General features: G+C 66.5%; 19 protein-coding genes. 16 read left to right on the top strand and 3 right to left on the bottom strand.

From position 1 onward, the window contains the following. Positions 1 to 4: 4 nt before the first annotated feature. The 4 genes from ACDI39_RS25695 to ACDI39_RS25710 all read left to right on the top strand — a co-directional run bounded on the left by ACDI39_RS25695 (position 5) and on the right by ACDI39_RS25710 (position 2,576). Positions 5 to 793: a ParA family protein gene (locus tag ACDI39_RS25695; protein WP_225789279.1), complete on the top strand. Its 789-nt coding sequence runs from the start codon at positions 5 to 7 to the stop codon at positions 791 to 793. Beyond that, complete coding sequence (locus ACDI39_RS25700; protein WP_225789278.1) at positions 793 to 1,632, top strand: CheW domain-containing protein; 840 nt, start codon at positions 793 to 795, stop codon at positions 1,630 to 1,632. The genes ACDI39_RS25695 and ACDI39_RS25700 overlap by 1 nt, the downstream gene beginning before the upstream one ends. A gap of 67 nt (positions 1,633 to 1,699) precedes the next feature. Continuing rightward, the gene (locus ACDI39_RS25705) at positions 1,700 to 2,179 is read left to right on the top strand and encodes a chemotaxis protein CheW (protein ID WP_003254393.1); all 480 of its coding nucleotides are present in this window, start codon (positions 1,700 to 1,702) and stop codon (positions 2,177 to 2,179) included. Position 2,180: 1 nt separating this feature from the next. Further along, positions 2,181 to 2,576 carry a DUF2802 domain-containing protein gene (locus ACDI39_RS25710; protein ID WP_225789277.1) on the top strand — a complete coding sequence of 132 codons (396 nt, stop codon included), beginning with the start codon at positions 2,181 to 2,183 and terminating at the stop codon, positions 2,574 to 2,576. Positions 2,577 to 2,611: 35 nt separating this feature from the next. Here the strand turns inward: ACDI39_RS25710 and ACDI39_RS25715 are convergent, their stop codons facing one another. The 3 genes from ACDI39_RS25715 to fliK form a co-directional block, all read right to left on the bottom strand. Further along, positions 2,612 to 5,308, bottom strand: coding sequence for a dermonecrotic toxin domain-containing protein (locus tag ACDI39_RS25715; RefSeq protein ID WP_225789276.1), 2,697 nt, complete (start codon positions 5,306 to 5,308; stop codon positions 2,612 to 2,614). 136 nt (positions 5,309 to 5,444) lie between these two features. Continuing rightward, positions 5,445 to 5,777, bottom strand: a complete 333-nt coding sequence (locus ACDI39_RS25720; RefSeq protein WP_225789275.1) for an EscU/YscU/HrcU family type III secretion system export apparatus switch protein — start codon at positions 5,775 to 5,777, stop codon at positions 5,445 to 5,447. Next, on the bottom strand, positions 5,774 to 7,330 hold the full coding sequence (gene fliK / locus ACDI39_RS25725) for a flagellar hook-length control protein FliK (protein WP_225789274.1): 1,557 nt from the start codon (positions 7,328 to 7,330) through the stop codon (positions 5,774 to 5,776). The genes ACDI39_RS25720 and fliK overlap by 4 nt, the downstream gene beginning before the upstream one ends. Positions 7,331 to 7,582: 252 nt before the next feature. On the opposite strand from fliK, the gene ccmA reads away from it, so the two are divergent. The 12 genes from ccmA (at position 7,583) to ACDI39_RS25785 (ending at position 16,792) form a co-directional block, all read left to right on the top strand. Continuing rightward, positions 7,583 to 8,215 carry a cytochrome c biogenesis heme-transporting ATPase CcmA gene (gene ccmA, locus ACDI39_RS25730; RefSeq protein ID WP_225789273.1) on the top strand — a complete coding sequence of 211 codons (633 nt, stop codon included), beginning with the start codon at positions 7,583 to 7,585 and terminating at the stop codon, positions 8,213 to 8,215. Further along, positions 8,212 to 8,880 (top strand): heme exporter protein CcmB, encoded by a 669-nt coding sequence (gene ccmB, locus ACDI39_RS25735; protein WP_225789272.1) that lies wholly within the window; start codon positions 8,212 to 8,214, stop codon positions 8,878 to 8,880. Before ccmA ends, ccmB begins: the two co-directional genes overlap by 4 nt. Positions 8,881 to 8,926: 46 nt before the next feature. After that, entirely contained in the window at positions 8,927 to 9,694 is a 768-nt protein-coding gene (locus ACDI39_RS25740; protein WP_225789271.1) for a heme ABC transporter permease, read from the top strand. Continuing rightward, entirely contained in the window at positions 9,691 to 9,867 is a 177-nt protein-coding gene (gene ccmD / locus ACDI39_RS25745) for a heme exporter protein CcmD (RefSeq protein ID WP_084858204.1), read from the top strand. Before ACDI39_RS25740 ends, ccmD begins: the two co-directional genes overlap by 4 nt. Beyond that, entirely contained in the window at positions 9,864 to 10,319 is a 456-nt protein-coding gene (gene ccmE, locus ACDI39_RS25750; protein WP_225789269.1) for a cytochrome c maturation protein CcmE, read from the top strand. Before ccmD ends, ccmE begins: the two co-directional genes overlap by 4 nt. Before the next feature lie 11 nt (positions 10,320 to 10,330). Then, entirely contained in the window at positions 10,331 to 12,304 is a 1,974-nt protein-coding gene (locus tag ACDI39_RS25755; protein ID WP_253081463.1) for a heme lyase CcmF/NrfE family subunit, read from the top strand. Next, a complete protein-coding gene (locus ACDI39_RS25760; protein ID WP_225789268.1) occupies positions 12,301 to 12,837 on the top strand; it encodes a DsbE family thiol:disulfide interchange protein in 537 nt (178 codons plus the stop codon). The genes ACDI39_RS25755 and ACDI39_RS25760 overlap by 4 nt, the downstream gene beginning before the upstream one ends. Continuing rightward, positions 12,834 to 13,310, top strand: coding sequence for a cytochrome c-type biogenesis protein (locus ACDI39_RS25765; protein ID WP_225789267.1), 477 nt, complete (start codon positions 12,834 to 12,836; stop codon positions 13,308 to 13,310). The genes ACDI39_RS25760 and ACDI39_RS25765 overlap by 4 nt, the downstream gene beginning before the upstream one ends. Continuing rightward, complete coding sequence (ccmI, locus tag ACDI39_RS25770) at positions 13,303 to 14,499, top strand: c-type cytochrome biogenesis protein CcmI (protein ID WP_225789266.1); 1,197 nt, start codon at positions 13,303 to 13,305, stop codon at positions 14,497 to 14,499. The genes ACDI39_RS25765 and ccmI overlap by 8 nt, the downstream gene beginning before the upstream one ends. Positions 14,500 to 14,510: 11 nt before the next feature. Further along, the gene (locus ACDI39_RS25775; RefSeq protein ID WP_225789265.1) at positions 14,511 to 14,930 is read left to right on the top strand and encodes a hypothetical protein; all 420 of its coding nucleotides are present in this window, start codon (positions 14,511 to 14,513) and stop codon (positions 14,928 to 14,930) included. A 106-nt stretch (positions 14,931 to 15,036) separates the two neighbouring features. Then, positions 15,037 to 15,975 (top strand): 2-hydroxyacid dehydrogenase, encoded by a 939-nt coding sequence (locus ACDI39_RS25780; RefSeq protein WP_225789264.1) that lies wholly within the window; start codon positions 15,037 to 15,039, stop codon positions 15,973 to 15,975. Between the two features lie 28 nt (positions 15,976 to 16,003). After that, positions 16,004 to 16,792 (top strand): PhzF family phenazine biosynthesis protein, encoded by a 789-nt coding sequence (locus ACDI39_RS25785; RefSeq protein ID WP_225789263.1) that lies wholly within the window; start codon positions 16,004 to 16,006, stop codon positions 16,790 to 16,792. The last annotated feature ends 17 nt before the right edge of the window (positions 16,793 to 16,809 follow it).

Genomic DNA, 16,809 nt, shown 5'->3' on the forward strand with positions numbered 1-16,809 from the left:
CACGATGAGAGTCTGGGCAGTAGCCAATCAAAAAGGTGGTGTCGGCAAGACCACCACCACCATCGCCCTGGCCGGCCTGCTGGCCCAGGCGGGCAAGCGCGTGGTCGTGGTCGACCTCGACCCGCACGGCTCGATGACCAGCTACTTCGGGCACGATCCCGATGCCCTGGAGCACAGCTGCTACGACCTGTTCCTGCACAAGGGCGTGGTACCCGAGGGGCTGCCCGGGCAATTGCTGCTGCCCACCAGCGACCAACGCATCTCCCTGCTGCCTTCGAGCACTGCCTTGGCGGTGCTGGAGCGCCAGTCGCCAGGGCAGAGCGGGCTGGGCCTGGTGATCGCCAAGAGTCTGGCGCAGCTGTGGCAGGATTTCGACTTCGCCCTGATCGACAGCCCACCGCTGCTCGGTGTGCTGATGGTCAATGCCCTGGCCGCCAGCCAGCAACTGGTGATCCCTGTGCAGACTGAGTTCCTCGCGGTCAAGGGCCTGGAGCGCATGGTCGGGACCCTGGCGATGGTCAACCGCTCGCGGCGCCAGGCGCTGCCGTACGTGATCGTGCCGACCCTGTTCGACCGCCGCACCCAGGCCTCCCTGGGCACCCTCAAGGTGCTGCGCGACAGCTATGGCGAACAGGTCTGGCAGGGTTACATCCCAGTCGACACGCGCCTGCGCGATGCCAGCCGGGCCGGCGTCACGCCCTCGCAGTTCGACGGCAAGAGCCGTGGGGTGACTGCTTACCGGGCGCTGCTCAAGCACCTGCTGACCTCCACATCCGCGTTGCAGGTGGCCTGATGAACCCAGCCCGGCCGATTACCAGCAAGCCGCAACTGGCCCTGCAGTCCTATCTCGATGGCCTGTTGCAGGAGGCCACCGAAACGTTCGAGGCCGTCGAGGCCGCACCAGCACCGGTCGACGAGCCGGCCGCCACCGACGACGGGTTCGCCGCGGCGGTGCGCGAGGAACAGGCCCGTGACGCCCAGCGACAACAGGCGGCGCCCGCCCCGCAGCCGGTACTCAGCGTTGTCATGTCCGAGGCGATGGCCCCGGCCAGCCCTCCGATAGTGCCCCAGGCCCCGGCTGCCGAGCCGGTAGCGCCACTGGTCGATGTGCACCTGCCTGCGCCGGGCGCGCCACGCCCGCCGGCCACCGTGGATGGCCGCCCAGCCTGGGCGGCGGAGCCGTTCGAATGCCTGCTGTTCGATGTCGCCGGCCTGACCCTGGCGGTGCCGCTGGTGTGCCTGGGCTCGATCTACAGCCTGGCCGGCCAGGAGCTGACACCGTTGTTCGGCCAGCCGGACTGGTTCCTCGGCATCCTCAGTTGCCAGGCGGGCAACCTCAAGGTCCTGGACACCGCACGCTGGGTCATGCCCGAGCGCTATCGCGAAGACTTCCGTCAGGGCTTGCAGTACGTGATTTCCGTCCAGGGCTATGAATGGGGGTTGGCCGTGCACCAGGTCAGCCGCTCCCTGCGCCTGGACCCGGCCGAGATCAAGTGGCGCAGCCAGCGTGGCCAGCGCCCGTGGCTGGCCGGCACGGTGATCGAACACATGTGCGCCTTGCTCGACGTCGCCGAACTGGCCGAGCTGATCGCCAGCGGCGCCGTCAAGCAGTTGCATGCCAAACCGCAATGAATGAACGCCGCCACTGCCGCGGCGATACCGAGCACACCGCCGATGGCGGATTTTGAGGGGTAGGGGAATGAAAAAGTCGTCTGCACAAGGTTCCGAAGATCCGATCCTGCAGTGGGTAACCTTCCGCCTGGACAACGAGTCCTATGGCATCAACGTCATGCAGGTGCAGGAAGTCCTGCGCTACACCGAGATCGCCCCGGTGCCGGGCGCGCCGAGCTACGTGCTGGGCATCATCAACCTGCGTGGCAACGTGGTCACGGTGATCGACACCCGCCAGCGTTTCGGCCTGATGCCGACCGAGGTCACCGACAACACCCGCATCGTGATCATCGAGGCAGACAAGCAGGTGGTCGGCATCCTGGTCGACAGCGTGGCCGAGGTGGTCTACCTGCGTCAGTCGGAGATCGAGACCGCGCCCAACGTTGGCAACGAGGAATCGGCCAAGTTCATCCAGGGCGTGTGCAACAAGAACGGCGAACTGCTGATCCTGGTCGAGCTCGACAAGATGATGACCGAGGAAGAGTGGTCCGAGCTGGAGAACATCTGAGTTGATCTTCGAGGTTGCTGTCATCTTCCTGGCGCTGCTCTGGGCGCTGAGCCTGTGGTTCTTCCTCAACTACAGCAAGCGCCAGCGCGAGCTGGCCGCCCAGCAGGCCCAGGGCGATGCGCTGCGCGACCAGCGCATCAAGGACCTGGCCAAGCGCCTGGACGACTACCAGAACGGCAGCGTGCGCATGGGCGAGGCCATCCATGAGCTGCGCGCGGTGGTCGCGCCCTTGCCCGACAGGCTCCAGCAACTGGAGCAGCGCGACCCCAGCAGCGTGACCTTCACCCAGGCGGCCAAGCTGGTGGGGATGGGGGCCAGCGTCGAGGAGCTGACCCAGAGCTGCGGCCTGACCCAGGCCGAGGCGGAGCTGATGAGCAAGTTGCATCGCGGCGAATGAGAGGATCGAGGGCGACGAAAGTCGCCCTCGGCGTATCAGGGGCGGCTCCAGGAATGATAGTTGCCGATCTGCGCGACACCGGTCAGTGGCAGGTCGCTGATCATCGCCTGGCGAAGGTCGGCATCGACATTCAGCAGCAGGTAGTTCGGGTCGCTCTGGGGCAGGGTACGCAAGTTAGCGATCTGGCGGATCATGCGCAGCCGGGGCAGGTGCTGGTCGAGCACGCGGTTGACCAGGCCAGGCCCGGTCAGGTTGCTCAGGCGCAGGGCATAGCGGTCGAAGGCGGCGTCGCCTGCCTGGGGCTTGCTGTCGTAGAAGGTTCGATCGGCCTGGTAGCGTGCGTGCATCTCCTGCGAAATGGCGCGCAGTGTCGGGTTGTTGGGATGGCTGCCGAGCATGTTGGTGTTGTACTGGCAGTGCATACCCAGTGCCTCGTTGCTCACCGGTGCGCCGAGCAGCACGCCGTCGGGGGACGTGGCCAATGTCAGGTTGTCGAGGGCGGCTTGTTCAGGGGCATCAGGTGCTGGTAGTAGAAGGTCGTCGACGTCCAGGTACAGGCCGCCTTCATGCTCGAGCAGCGGATAGCGCAACACATCCGAGGCCGAGGCGAAGTTGGCGCCGTTGCCGTTGAGCGCGTGTTGGTATTGAGCGAAATTCGGGCCTTCGCTGAAAGCGCGGTAGAACGGCTGCTCCTCCAGGGGCAGGACACGGATGTTCGGTGCCTGTGCGCCCAGCAGTTGCAGATTCTTCTCGAAGGCGGCCGGGCTTGCGTTCGACAGGAACAGCTTCAACTGGTACTGGCTGGATGTCAGGCGGCGGCTGTTGCTGGCCAGCGTAGCGAGCAGATCGGAAGGGATCACCTTGTCGCCCACCCAGATACTGAGGATCTGTTTCGGGATCGGCTGCAGCATCTGCGCCTCGACTCGGGGCAGCGCGATCGGTAACTGCAGATCCACGCCCATGGCCCGCAGGCTGCGCATGCGCATCTGGTCGGTTACCGGCCGTTCTCCGATGTCGATCCGCACCAACCCGCGATGGCTATCGGACACCTGGTAATAGGTGGGGTCCACCTCATTGACATCCATGTCGGAAATGAACGCATCGTACTCGGCGCTGTAGAGCACATTCGTGTTGTAGTTGCCGAGCATGCTTTGCAATTGTGCCGGGCTGTCCTCGGCCAAGGGGAGCCTGACCACCCAGCGTGCAGTGACCGGATCGCCATCAGGCAGCGGCTCCACCGTCGGTTCGAAGAATTGCAGGGACGGTTCGGGCAGGTGTGGCGGCATCATGGGGCTCAAGGGGTAGCCCAGTTGCCCGTTGACCCGCGTGGGGAATACAAAACCGTCGCCCTTGGGTGGGTAGAGCTGCTGGGCCTTGGAAAGGCCAGTGAGAACCAGCGGCGCTGCGTTCATCAGGCCAAACTCGATGTTCTGCACGCCATCGGCCTTGTCCGCGAGCGATTTGCCATGGATGGCCTGGTCGAGCCCCAGGCCGAACTGGGCAACCCCACCCAAGGCGAACAGGGGGGCCAGTTCCGGTACCACCAGCGCCAAGGGCGCCAGCAGATTGATCGAGGTGGTCAGGTAGCCTCGCCACTTGGCCTTGGTCACCTCGCTGTCGCTGGTGATGATGAAGTCGGCATCGGCATAGCTGCGCTGGCGCTGGCGTTCAGTGAGCGCTTCGAACAGGTCGCCCTTGATCGGAGGGCTGTATTTGGTCGCTCGGTAATTGACGAAGTCACCAGGCGACCAGGGGCCATCGGTGGTGAAGCCTGGACGATTGGGTGAGCGCCAATGAAGCGCGGGGTACGCTCCCAGGCCCGCCAATGCGGTGTCCAGGCCGCTGAAGTCCAACCCGTCTGGTGTATCGGCCAGGGCGAAGTGCTGGCGCAGTATCTGGCGTTTCTCGTCGCTCTGGCATTGTCGGCCGAACCAGTCTTGCAGGGCGGCCCGGGTGCTGAATTCATGCAGCGGGAAGGCGTTGCCTGGCAGGTACAGCAGGGCTTCAGGGCTGGCCCTGTCGGTGATGCAGAGTATGTCGGTGGCGGTGTAGCCATACACATTCAGCGGTCGGACGCGTAACCCAGGCGTGCGTGGCATCAGGTCGGCCGCCTGCCAGGCCAGCTTGCGCCCGGCTTCGCTCAAGGAGCCCTGCAGCACCTGTTTGTTGCAGGCCGCGATGAAGTTGATGCGTGCCGCGACCTGGTGGCTCTTCAGGGCATGCGTCCAGTAATCGTCCAGCATCGATTTGTAGCGAGCATGGAAGTCCAACGACCAGATGAACTTCTGCATGGCCTCTACGTCGACTGGCAGGTGGGTGGTGGCGTCATAGCGAGCGGGGGAGGTCACGCGAAACAAGCCGTTGAACACGCTGTAGGGCGCACTGTTGTCCAGCGGGCCAGGCTTGGGTAACTCATCGACCAGTTGCAATGGGCCTTGGGGCAAGGTACCTGCCCAGTGCCCTGGCAACAGTTGCCCGACCAGGTCCTTGCTGGTTTCGCCCTGCCAGTTCGAGAGCACCGCGTGGGTGAGGGGCTGACGGTCGATGATCACGGCCTGCTGGCCACGGTAGTGCAGGGTTACCACCTCTGTCTGGTCCGGATCGAGTGGGAAGCCCTGTTGGGATGCCCAGTCACGGATCGCCTCGGCCGCGTGCCGATCGGGCCTTGGGATGTGTTGCAGGTGGTTGCGCACGAACTGGACGCCGCTGGCATTTACGTAAGGTAGGGACATGGGGAGCACCTGTGTGGGTCAAGGAGGCGCGAGCATGTCCCGGTAGCAGGAGGGTGGGGCGGTAATTACCTATGTCGCCCGGTTCGATCGATGACGGGCAGTGCCTGTGATCGAGGTTGTTCTTGCGGATGCAGCTTCAATCAACTGGCAGTGTCAGCGTTGGCGGCGTCACGTCACGGGGCGAGGGCGCCTGGTCGCTGAAACCGTCCGGCACCTTGCCCCGCAACTGCCAGGCGAAGGCGATGATCTCGGCGATGGTCAGGTACAGCGCCTCGGGGATCTGCTCGCCCAGTTCCAGGCGTGCCAGCAGGCGTACCAGTTCGGCATTTTCGTAGATGGGGACTTCGTGCTCGCGGGCGATGGCGAGGATGGCTTCGGCCAGTTCGTCCTCGCCCTTGGCGCTCAGGGTCGGGGCTTCTTGGCCGTCGTAGCTCAGGGCGATGGCCTGACGGGGTTGTGTGCTGCTCATGCGGTCTCGTCCACCCAGCGTTGTTCCACCCGTGTACGGGGCCCCTGTGGTGGGATGCCGGGGTGGCATTCCAGGTCGCCGACATCCAGCCCGCGGGCCAGCAGGCGTTCGCGCAGTCCGCCGAGCTGGCTGTCGATCAACTTCGCGGTCTGCTCGCGTTCTGCCCACAACTGGCCAGACAGCCGGCCTTGGCTCAGTTGCGCCTGGACCTGCAAGGGCCCCAAGAGGGCAAGGTCGAAGGCCAGTTCGATACGCCACAACGCTTGCAGCGGATCCTGCGGCTCCCGCTGGCGGTCGGCGTGTTGTTGCGGCGTTTCCTCGCGCTGCAACTTGGCCTGCAAGGGGATGAACTCCTGGCCATGGCGGATGGGGATTTCGGTTTGCCAGGTGGTTTGCAGGTTGCCGTTTTCCAAGGTTGCGCTTTGCTGCAGGCTGCTCAAGGCATGGCTCTGCAGGCGCGCGATAGCGGCGGCGGCCAGGCGCAGCAACTGCTGCAGGTCGCCTTCGTTTTCCATGGCCTGCAACAGCCGGGAAGGGAGCGGAAACGTCCCAGGTTGCTGCCTTGGGCCGACCCGTTCGAGCATGCCCAGGGCGCCTCGGGCCATGGCGGGCATGACTTGGGTCAATGTCGAGGCACTCGTCGAGGCGAGGAAGGGCCCATTCCCCGATGCTTGAGCCATCAAGCGGAGCAATTGCGCCTTCAGGTCCGTGGCCAGTTCGGTGGAGAGGCCGCCGAGCAGCTTGGCCTCGAGAAAGGCGCCACTGTTGTTCAGTGCCTGGGCAACGGCCTTGGCTTCACCGAGTTGGCGCGCATCGGGCAGGCTGGCCAGCAGCTGTTCGGCAGTGGCGCGCAGCGTTCCAACGCCGCCTGGGTCGAGGGCGACCTGTTGCAGGGCATTGAGCAGCCCCGGCAACGACGCTTGCCGGCCTTGTTGGCTGATCAGTTGCTGCGCGATGCTCAGTTGCTCCTGGCGGCCGCTCAAAGGCACGAAGCGCAGCGACTGGTCGCCCTGTACCACGGCGCTAAGCAGGCTGCCCACCGGCAACGCGCGTGGGCTGTCGATGGTCAGGGTGGCGCCGGCCTGGCTGCTGTTGAGCAACGTGACCAGGGAGCGAAAGCTGGCGGCCTCGCCCGGGAGCTGCGCAAGTGCCTGGCTGGTCAGGACCTTGCCTTGCAGCAGGGTACCGACGGGGACCTGGGTGTTATCCAGGCGGGTGAGGGTGGCGACGTTGTTGGCATTGACCTGTTGCACCATGACGGCGAGGCGGTTGCTCTCGGTCTGGCTGACGGTCACCAGGCTGCCCTGGGGCAGCGGCTGGCTGGCAGTGGCTTGCAGTTGCACCTGGCTGCCATTGGCCTGGATCAGGCGCAGCAACAGTTGGAAGTCCTGGCCCACCTGGCGCAGGGCCATCACCTCGGCCCTGGCGGTCTCGCCTGGCGCCAGCAGGCCTGGCTGCGGTTGCAGCAGGCGCAGCAGTTCGCCGGTCATGGCGGCTTTGCCTGCTTGCAGACCTACCGCTGTTTGTGCGCCGAGACTATTGATTTCAGTCATGATTGTATACAACCTGTGGGCCTGGCCCTCTTGGCAGCGGGACATCGCATGTAATAATGCCAGCCACGCTGCCTGCCATTGCCACTATAACGGCAGGGCCAGAAGCGACTTGAGACAAAGGCTTCGGCCGGTGCCGCCTGCTTGGCGGGCAAGCCCGTTCCTACAGGATACAGTGCAGACCCTGTGGGAGCGGGCTTGTCCGCGAAGCCAGACGACACCGATCATGGCCCCCACACTGAATAAGGCGAAACCGTGCCCCTTCACCTCCAAGCCGCGGGCCTGGCCTGCGAGCGCGACTGGCGCCTGCTCTTCGAGCACCTGCACTTCGAGCTGGGCCCCGGCGACATGCTGCAGGTCAGCGGCCCCAACGGCAGCGGCAAGACCAGCCTGCTGCGTCTGTTGGCCGGTCTGATGCAGCCCACCGCCGGGCAGATCCTGCTCGGTGGCCAGCCCCTGGCCGAACAGCGCCATGCCCTGGCCAGCATCCTCCTGTGGATCGGCCACGCCGCCGGCATCAAGGATTTGCTCACCGCCGAGGAAAACCTCGCCTGGCTGTGCGCCTTGCACCGGCCGGCGACTGCCGAGGCCATCTGGCAGGCACTCGCCGCCGTGGGCTTGCGCGGTTTCGAGGATGTGCCGTGCCATACCCTGTCCGCCGGGCAGCAGCGCCGCGTGGCATTGGCCCGGTTGTACCTGGACAGCCCGCCGCTGTGGATACTCGACGAACCCTTCACCGCCCTCGACAAGCAAGGCGTGGCCCAGCTCGAGGCGCACCTGGCCGCTCACTGCGAGCAGGGCGGGACGGTGGTACTGACCACCCATCACCACCTCGAGTGCAAGCCATCGGGTTACCGTGAACTGAACCTGGGGCAGTGGGCGGCATGAGCGTATTCGTCTTGTTGGTGCGGCGCGAGGCGCGCCTGCTGTGTCGCCGGCCGGCGGAGCTGGCCAATCCCTTGGTGTTCTTCGCGATCGTCGTCGCCTTGTTTCCACTGGCGGTCGGTCCTGAGACACAATTGTTGCAAACCTTGTCGCCGGGGCTGGTCTGGGTCGCGGCGCTCTTGGCCGTGCTGCTCTCGCTGGACGGCCTGTTTCGCAGCGATTTCGAGGACGGCTCGCTGGAGCAGTGGGTACTGTCGCCGCACCCGCTGGCGTTGCTGGTGCTGGCCAAGGTGCTGGCGCACTGGATCTTTTCCGGGCTGGCGCTGGTATTGTTGGCACCACTGCTGGCGCTGATGCTCGGCCTGCCGGCCCACTGCCTGCCCGTGCTGCTGGGCTCGCTGCTGCTGGGTACGCCGGTGCTGAGCCTGTTGGGCGCGGTAGGGGCGGCACTGACGGTCGGCCTCAAGCGCGGTGGCCTGTTGCTGGCGTTGCTGATCCTGCCGCTGTATATCCCGGTATTGATCCTGGGCAGTGGCGCCTTGCAAGCGGCGTTGCAGAATATGCCGGCCACCGGCCACCTGCTCTGGCTCGCCAGCCTGGCTGCCCTGGCGGTGACATTGGCACCTTTTGCGATAGCGGCCGGCCTGAAGATCAGCGTCGGCGAATAACGAGTCCCGGGCTTCCAAGCCCGGCAAATACCCTGGATGTACCCTGATGAAAATAAGCTGGACGTGGTTCCACAAGCTGGGTTCCCCCAAATGGTTCTATGCCATCAGCGGCCGCATGCTGCCATGGCTGACCGTCTCCGCCATTGTCCTGCTGCTGGTCGGCATCGCCTGGGGGCTGGCCTTCGCGCCCCAGGACTACCAGCAGGGCAACAGCTTCCGCATCATCTACATCCATGTGCCGGCGGCCATGCTGGCGCAATCCTGCTATGTGCTGCTGGCGGTGGCCGGCATCGTCGGCCTGGTGTGGAAGATGAAACTGGCCGACGTCGCCCTGCAATGCGCGGCGCCCATCGGCGCCTGGATGACCGCGGTGGCGCTGGTCACCGGGGCGATCTGGGGCAAGCCGACCTGGGGCAGCTGGTGGGTCTGGGATGCCCGCCTGACCTCCATGCTCATCCTGTTGTTCCTGTACTTCGGCATCATCGCCCTGGGCCAGGCGATCAGCAACCGCGACAGCGCGGCCAAGGCCTGTGCGGTGCTGGCGATCGTCGGCGTGGTGAACATCCCGATCATCAAGTACTCGGTGGAGTGGTGGAACACCCTGCACCAGGGTGCCACCTTCACCCTCACCGAGAAGCCGGCCATGCCCGCCGAGATGTGGCTGCCGCTGTTGCTGACGGTCTTGGGTTTCTACTGCTTCTTCGGTGCCGTGCTGCTGCTGCGCATGCGCCTCGAGGTGCTCAAGCGCGAGGCGCGCGCCAGTTGGGTCAGGGAGGAAGTGTTGAACAGCCTGGGGCGGAGGGCCGCGCAATGAGTTTCGCGTCCTTCGGGGATTTTCTCGCCATGGGCCACCATGGCCTGTACGTCTGGTCGGCCTATGGCATCTGCCTGGCGGTGCTGGCGCTCAATGTCGCCGCGCCCCTGCTGGCCCGCCGTCGCTACCTGCAAGAAGAGGCGCGCCGTCTGCGCCGGGAGAACAACCAGTGAATCCGCAGCGCAAGAAACGCCTGTTGCTCATCCTCGGCCTGATGGTCGGTGTCGCCGTCGCCGTCGGTTTCGCCCTGAGCGCCCTGCAGCAGAACATCAACCTGTTCTACACCCCGACCCAGATCGCCAACGGCGAGGCGCCGCTGGACACCCGCATCCGCGCCGGCGGCATGGTCGAGCAGGGCTCGGTGCAGCGCTCGGCCGACTCGCTGGACGTGCGTTTCGTGGTCACCGACTTCAACAAGTCGGTGCCGATCACCTACCGTGGCATCCTGCCGGACCTGTTCCGCGAAGGGCAGGGCATCGTCGCCCTGGGCAAGCTCAACGCCGACGGCGTGGTGGTGGCCGATGAGGTCCTGGCCAAGCACGATGAGAAGTACATGCCGCCGGAGGTCACCAAGGCGCTGAAGGAAAGCGGCCAGGCCGCTGCCGGTGGGGAGGCCAAGCCATGAACGCGGCCCTGGTGATTCCCGAACTGGGTCAGCTGGCGCTGATCCTGGCGATCTGCTTCGCCGTGGTCCAGGCGTCCGTGCCGCTGCTCGGCGCCTGGCGCGGCGACCGCCTGTGGATGGGCCTGGCGCGGCCGGCGGCGTGGGGGCAGTTCACCTTCCTCGCCTTTGCCTTCGCCTGCCTGACCCACGCCTTCCTGACCGACAACTTCTCGGTCGACTACGTCGCCAGCAACTCCAACAGTGCCTTGCCCTGGTACTACAAGTTCAGCGCCGTATGGGGCGCCCACGAGGGCTCGTTGCTGCTCTGGGCATTGATCCTCGGCGGCTGGACCCTGGCCGTCTCGGTGTTCTCGCGCCAGTTGCCGCAGGTGATGCTGGCCCGCGTGCTGGCGGTGATGGGCATGATCAGCGTGGGCTTCCTGTCGTTCCTGATCATCACCTCCAACCCCTTCGCGCGCTTGCTGCCCCAGGTGCCCACCGATGGGCGCGACCTCAACCCATTGCTGCAGGACTTCGGCCTGATCGTCCACCCGCCCATGCTGTACATGGGCTACGTGGGCTTCTCGGTGGCCTTCGCCTTCGCCATCGCCGCGCTGCTGGGCGGGCGTTTGGACGCGGCCTGGGCACGCTGGTCGCGGCCCTGGACCATCGTCGCCTGGGCCTTCCTCGGCGTGGGCATCACCCTGGGCTCCTGGTGGGCCTACTACGAGCTGGGCTGGGGGGGCTGGTGGTTCTGGGACCCGGTGGAGAACGCCTCGTTCATGCCCTGGCTGGTGGGCACGGCGCTGATCCACTCGCTGGCGGTCACCGAGAAGCGTGGGGTGTTCAAGAGCTGGACGGTGCTGCTGGCCATCGCCGCGTTCTCCCTGAGCCTGCTGGGCACCTTCCTGGTCCGTTCCGGGGTGCTGACCTCGGTGCATGCCTTTGCCTCCGACCCCTCGCGCGGGGTGTTCATCCTGATCTTCCTGCTGTTCGTGGTCGGCGGTTCGCTGACCCTGTTCGCCCTGCGCGCACCGGTGGTCAAGAGCCAGGTGGGCTTCGCCCTGTGGTCGCGGGAGACGCTGCTGCTGGCCAACAACCTGGTGCTGGTGGTGGCCGCCTCGATGATCCTGCTGGGCACCCTCTACCCGCTGGTGCTCGATGCCCTGACCGGCGCCAAGCTGTCGGTCGGCCCGCCTTACTTCGATGCCCTGTTCCTGCCGCTGATGGCACTGCTGATGGTGGTGCTGGGCATCGGCGTGCTGGTGCGCTGGAAGGACACCCCTGGCAAGTGGCTGCTGGGCATGCTGACCCCGGTACTGATCGGCAGCGCGATCCTGGCGCCAGTCGCCGGGCTGATCGTCGACGACTTCGACTGGCCGGCCCTGACGGTCTTCGCCCTGGCCGCCTGGGTGGTGTTCGGCGGCTTGCGCGACATCCTCGACAAGACCCGCCACAAGGGCCTGGCCAAGGGCTTGCGTGGCCTGTCGCGCAGCTACTGGGGCATGCACCTGGCGCACCTGGGCCTGGCGGTATGCGCCCTGGGCGTGGTGCTGTCGAGCAACAACAGTGCCGAGCGCGACCTGCGCATGGCCCCGGGCGAGAGCGTGGAGCTGGGCGGGTACCACTTCCTGTTCGAAGGCGCCAAGCACTTCGAGGGCCCCAACTTCATCTCCGACAAAGGCACCATCGTCGTCTCCCGCGAGGGGCGCGAGGTGACCACGTTGCACCCGGAGAAGCGCCTGTACACCGTGCAGCAATCGATGATGACCGAGGCCGGCATCGATGCCGGTTTCACCCGCGACCTCTACGTCGCCCTGGGCGAGCCCCTGGAGAACGGCGCCTGGGCGGTACGGGTGCATATCAAGCCTTATGTCCGCTGGATCTGGCTGGGCGGTCTGCTGACCGCGCTGGGCGGCTTCCTGGCGGCCTTCGACCGGCGCTATCGCGTCAAGGTCAAGGCCCGGGTACGTGATGTCCTGGGCATGTCTGGAGCGACTGCATGAAGCGTTGGATCATGGTGTTGCCGCTGGCGCTGTTCCTGCTGGTGGCGGTGTTTCTCTACAAGGGCTTGTTCCTCAAACCCGACGAGCTGCCCTCGGCGATGATCGGCAAGCCGTTCCCGGCGTTCTCCCTGGCTTCGGTGCAGGGCGACCGCACCCTGACCCAGGCCGACCTGCTGGGCCGCCCGGCGCTGGTCAACGTCTGGGGCACCTGGTGCCCTTCGTGCAAGGTCGAGCACCCGTACCTGAACCAGTTGGCCGAGCAGGGCGTGGTGATCCATGGGGTCAACTACAAGGACGACAACGCCGCCGCGCTGAAATGGCTGGCCGAGTTCCACAACCCCTACCAGTTGGACATCCGCGACGAGCAGGGCACCCTGGGCGTGGACCTGGGCGTGTACGGCGCGCCGGAGACCTTCTTGATCGATGCCAAGGGCATCATCCGCTACAAGCACGTGGGTATCGTCGACGCCACGGTGTGGCGCGAGCAACTGGCGCCGCTGTACCAGGGGCTGGTCGACGAGGCCAGGCCATGAGGCGCTGGCTGGCAGCCGCCGTGCTGGGCGTGAGCCTGGCCGGCATGGCCCAGGCGGCCATCGACACCTACCAGTTCCGCGACGACGCCGAGCGCGAGCGCTACCAGCAACTGACCAAGGAGCTGCGCTGCCCGAAGTGCCAGAACCAGGACATCGCCGACTCCAACGCGCCGATCGCCGCCGACCTGCGCCGGGAGATCTTCCGCATGCTCGGCGAAGGCAAGAGCAACCAGCAGATCGTCGATTTCATGGTCGACCGCTACGGTGACTTCGTGCGCTACAAGCCGGCGCTCAGCGGGCGCACCTGGTTGCTGTGGTTCGGACCGGGCATCCTGCTGGCCGGTGGTTTCGTGGTGCTGGCGCTGATCGTGCGCCGTCGTCGCGCCCAGGGGGGGGGCGGCACCGAGGAGCTGTCTGCCGAAGAACGCGAGCGTCTCGCCAAATTGCTGGATAAAGAAAATACCCATGATTGATTTCTGGCTTAGCGCGGGCCTGCTGCTGCTCGCTGCCCTCGGTTTCTTGCTGATCCCTATCCTGCGCGGGCGTCGTCGCCAGCAGGAGGAAGAAGACCGCACCGCCCTCAACGTCGCTCTGTACCAGGAGCGCATCGCCGAGCTCACCGCCCAGCAGGAAGCGGGTGTGCTGGATGCCGAGCAATTGGCCAAGGGCCGCGACGAGGCGGCGCGCGAACTGCTGGCCGATACCGAGGGTGCCGAGGCGCCGCGCCAGGGGCACCTGGGCAAGACCCTGCCGCTGCTGGCGGCGGTGCTGGTGCCAGTCATGGCCCTGGGGCTGTACCTGCACTTCGGTGCCGCCGACAAGGTCGAGCTCACCCGCGAGTTCGCCCAGGCGCCGCAGTCGATGGAAGAAATGACCACGCGCCTGGAGCGCGCCGTCCAGGCCCAACCGGACTCGGCCGAGGGGCTGTACTTCCTAGGCCGTGCCTATATGTCCGAGCAGCGCCCGGCGGACGCGGCCAAGGCCTTCGAGCGTGCGGTGGCCCTGGCCGGGCGCCAGCCCGAGTTGCTCGGGCAGTGGGCCCAGGCCCTGTATTTCGCCGCCGGCAAGCAGTGGAGCCCGCAGTTGCAGGCGCTGACCGACGAAGCCCTCGCAGCCGACCCCAAGGAGGTCACCAGCCTCGGCCTGCGCGGCATCGCTGCCTTCGAGGGGGAGCGCTACCAGGAAGCGATCGACTTCTGGCAGCGCCTGCTGGCCCAGTTGCCCGAGGGCGATGCCTCGCGCGCCGCCCTGCAGGGGGGCATCGACCGCGCCGCCGAGAGGCTCGAGGCCGCCGCTGGCAAGCCCTCCGCCGCGCCAGTGGTCGCACGCCTGAAGGTGCGGGTGGAACTGGCGGCGGCCCTCAAGGACAAGGTCAAGCCTGACGACACGGTGTTCATCTTCGCGCGGGCCAGCAACGGCCCGCCCATGCCGGTGGCGGCCAAGCGGGTGACCGTGGCCCAGTTGCCGATCGAGGTGGAACTCTCCGATGCCGATGCGATGATGCCGCAGATGAAACTGTCGGACTTCGCCGAAGTCCAACTGGTGGCGCGCGTCTCGCGCGCCGGCCAACCGACCCGGGGCGAGTGGATCGGCCAGAGCGCGCCGTTGTCTACCCGTACCCAGGCCGCCCAGCACCTGACCATCGACAGCCCTGATTCGTAAGAGAGCGATCCATGAACAGCACCGTCCGCCTGACCCTGATCACCCTGGCCCTGGGGCTGTCCGCGTGTACGGTGCGCGAGCCTGTCGAGCGACCGGCGCCCCCGATCGAGACCGTGCCGCCGCGCCAGGGGCCGGTGGTCAAGCCGCTGCCGGGCGGGCAACCGGCGCCCCAGCCGGACAAGCCGGCGGCCATTCCCAAGCCCATGCCGCGCACCTCCGCCAGCTTCGCCCCGCCACCGGGCGGTGCCAGCCACTGGGATCCAAGGCTGGGGGTCTATGTGCTGGAGAAGAAGCCCAACACCTTCTACCGCCAGCGTACCTACTACCGCTGGAACGACGGCTGGAGCTGGTCGCTGAGCCCGGACGGGCCCTGGCAGGAGACCGACAGCAGTGGCGTGCCGGGCGGCCTTGGGCGAGCGTTTGCGCAATAGGGCTCGTCAGCTTCACTTTCGCAGGGGCCGCGAAGCGGCCCCAGATCAACTAGCCCCCAACACAGCGCCCGCGCATAATGCCCCTTCGTATTGATCCGGAGGTGGCATGAGCAAGACCGTCCTGGTGCTGGTGGAAACCGTCGACGACTACCTACCGCTGCTGGAGCAGGCCGGTTATCGCCTGATCCGCGCACCCTCACCGCAACTGCGCGCCGACGCCATCGTCCGCCACGCCGGCGAGATCGACGCCGTGCTCACCCGTGGGCCGCTGGGCCTGACCGCTGCCGAGATCGAGGCCTTGCCGAAGTTGCAGATCATCTGCGTGATCGGTGCTGGCTACGAGCAGGTCGACCTGGCTGCCGCCGCTGCCCGTGGCATCACGGTGACCAACGGCGCCGGTGCCAACGCGCCGGCGGTGGCCGACCACGCCATGGCCATCCTGCTGGCGCTGCTGCGCGACATCCCGCGGGCCGATGCCAGTACCCGCCGGGGCGAGTGGAACCGGGTCATCAGCCCCTCGGTGAGCGGCAAGCGCCTGGGCATCCTCGGTCTCGGTGCGGTCGGCCTGGCCATCGCCAAGCGGGCGGCCCAAGGCTTCGACATGAACGTCAGCTACCACAGCCGCACCCCGCGCCAGGATGTCCCGTACACCTGGTACGACACCGCGCTGCACCTGGCCGAGGCCGTGGACATCCTGGTGGTGGCCACGCCAGGCGGTGCCGGCACCCACCACCTGGTCGATGGGCAGGTGCTCGAGGCCCTGGGCGCCGAGGGCTACCTGGTCAATATCGCGCGGGCCAGCGTGGTCGATACCCAGGCCTTGGTCGAGGCGCTGCGCCAGGGGGTGATCGCCGGGGCGGCGCTGGATGTGTTCGATGACGAGCCTGCGGTTCCCGACGCGTTGAAATCCCTCGGCAACACCGTGCTCACGCCGCATGTGGCCGGCCAGTCGCCAGAAGCGGCACGCGACACCGTGACCTTGGTTCTGCGCAACCTGCAGGCGTTCTTCGCCGGCGAGTCGGTTTTGACCCCCGTGCGTCACTGAGCCCTCTTTCAGCATCAGGAGCTTTTGCATGCAACTCGAGATGTTCCAGGTCGATGCCTTCTCGGCCAATCCCTTCGGCGGCAACCCGGCCGCTGTGATCCCGCTGCAAAGCTGGCTGCCGGACGCGCTCCTGCAGCGCATCGCCGAAGAGAACAACCTTTCCGAAACCGCCTACATCGTGCGCAATGGTGAAACCTTCGACCTGCGCTGGTTCACGCCGGCGGTGGAGGTGGACCTGTGCGGCCACGCCACCCTGGCTGCGGCCTGGGTACTGTTCGAGCAACTGGGCGAGCAGGCCCAGGTGCTGCGCTTCAATACCCGCAGTGGCGAGCTGCGCGTGAGCCGTGGTGCCGATGGCCTGCTGGCCATGGATTTCCCGGCCAAGCAACCGCAGGCGGTGGACATCCCCGCCCAGCTGCTGGAGGCGCTGGGCCTGAGCGAGGCGCGCGCGCTGTACCGTACGGACGACTATGTGCTGGTGATCGACGACGCCGCGTTGATCGAAACCCTGGCGCCGGACTTCGCCGCGCTGGCGGCCTTCGATGTGCGTGGCATCGCCGTGACCGCGCCGGGCCGTGGCTTCGACTTCGTCACCCGCTGGTTCGGGCCGCGCGTGGGCGTGAACGAAGACCCAGTGACGGGATCGGCGCACACCTCGCTGGCGCCCTACTGGGCCGAGCGTCTGGGCAAGCGCAGCCTGAGCTGCGAGCAGGGCGGGGCACGCAAGGGGCAGTTGCAGTGCGAGGTGCCGGGCAATGGGCGGGTGATCATCAGCGGGCGTGGGGCGCTGTACCTGCGGGGGACCGTGTTTCTCTGACCGCCGCGAAGGGGGCG

Source organism: Pseudomonas sp. Tun-23181 (genome assembly GCF_057415455.1).

What these genes read in the sequence shown, in the direction of transcription:
- ACDI39_RS25740 (WP_225789271.1), top strand. Translation starts at nt 8,927, where the DNA reads ATGAAAATAAGCTGGACGTGGTTCCACAAGCTGGGTTCCCCCAAATGG.
- ccmB (WP_225789272.1), top strand. Translation starts at nt 8,212, where the DNA reads ATGAGCGTATTCGTCTTGTTGGTGCGGCGCGAGGCGCGCCTGCTGTGT.
- ccmI (WP_225789266.1), top strand. Translation starts at nt 13,303, where the DNA reads ATGATTGATTTCTGGCTTAGCGCGGGCCTGCTGCTGCTCGCTGCCCTC.
- ACDI39_RS25700 (WP_225789278.1), top strand. Translation starts at nt 793, where the DNA reads ATGAACCCAGCCCGGCCGATTACCAGCAAGCCGCAACTGGCCCTGCAG.
- ACDI39_RS25695 (WP_225789279.1), top strand. Translation starts at nt 5, where the DNA reads ATGAGAGTCTGGGCAGTAGCCAATCAAAAAGGTGGTGTCGGCAAGACC.
- ACDI39_RS25785 (WP_225789263.1), top strand. Translation starts at nt 16,004, where the DNA reads ATGCAACTCGAGATGTTCCAGGTCGATGCCTTCTCGGCCAATCCCTTC.
- ccmD (WP_084858204.1), top strand. Translation starts at nt 9,691, where the DNA reads ATGAGTTTCGCGTCCTTCGGGGATTTTCTCGCCATGGGCCACCATGGC.
- ACDI39_RS25715 (WP_225789276.1), bottom strand. Translation starts at nt 5,308, where the DNA reads ATGTCCCTACCTTACGTAAATGCCAGCGGCGTCCAGTTCGTGCGCAAC.
- ACDI39_RS25705 (WP_003254393.1), top strand. Translation starts at nt 1,700, where the DNA reads ATGAAAAAGTCGTCTGCACAAGGTTCCGAAGATCCGATCCTGCAGTGG.
- ACDI39_RS25765 (WP_225789267.1), top strand. Translation starts at nt 12,834, where the DNA reads ATGAGGCGCTGGCTGGCAGCCGCCGTGCTGGGCGTGAGCCTGGCCGGC.
- ACDI39_RS25720 (WP_225789275.1), bottom strand. Translation starts at nt 5,777, where the DNA reads ATGAGCAGCACACAACCCCGTCAGGCCATCGCCCTGAGCTACGACGGC.
- fliK (WP_225789274.1), bottom strand. Translation starts at nt 7,330, where the DNA reads ATGACTGAAATCAATAGTCTCGGCGCACAAACAGCGGTAGGTCTGCAA.
- ACDI39_RS25760 (WP_225789268.1), top strand. Translation starts at nt 12,301, where the DNA reads ATGAAGCGTTGGATCATGGTGTTGCCGCTGGCGCTGTTCCTGCTGGTG.
- ACDI39_RS25775 (WP_225789265.1), top strand. Translation starts at nt 14,511, where the DNA reads ATGAACAGCACCGTCCGCCTGACCCTGATCACCCTGGCCCTGGGGCTG.
- ACDI39_RS25780 (WP_225789264.1), top strand. Translation starts at nt 15,037, where the DNA reads ATGAGCAAGACCGTCCTGGTGCTGGTGGAAACCGTCGACGACTACCTA.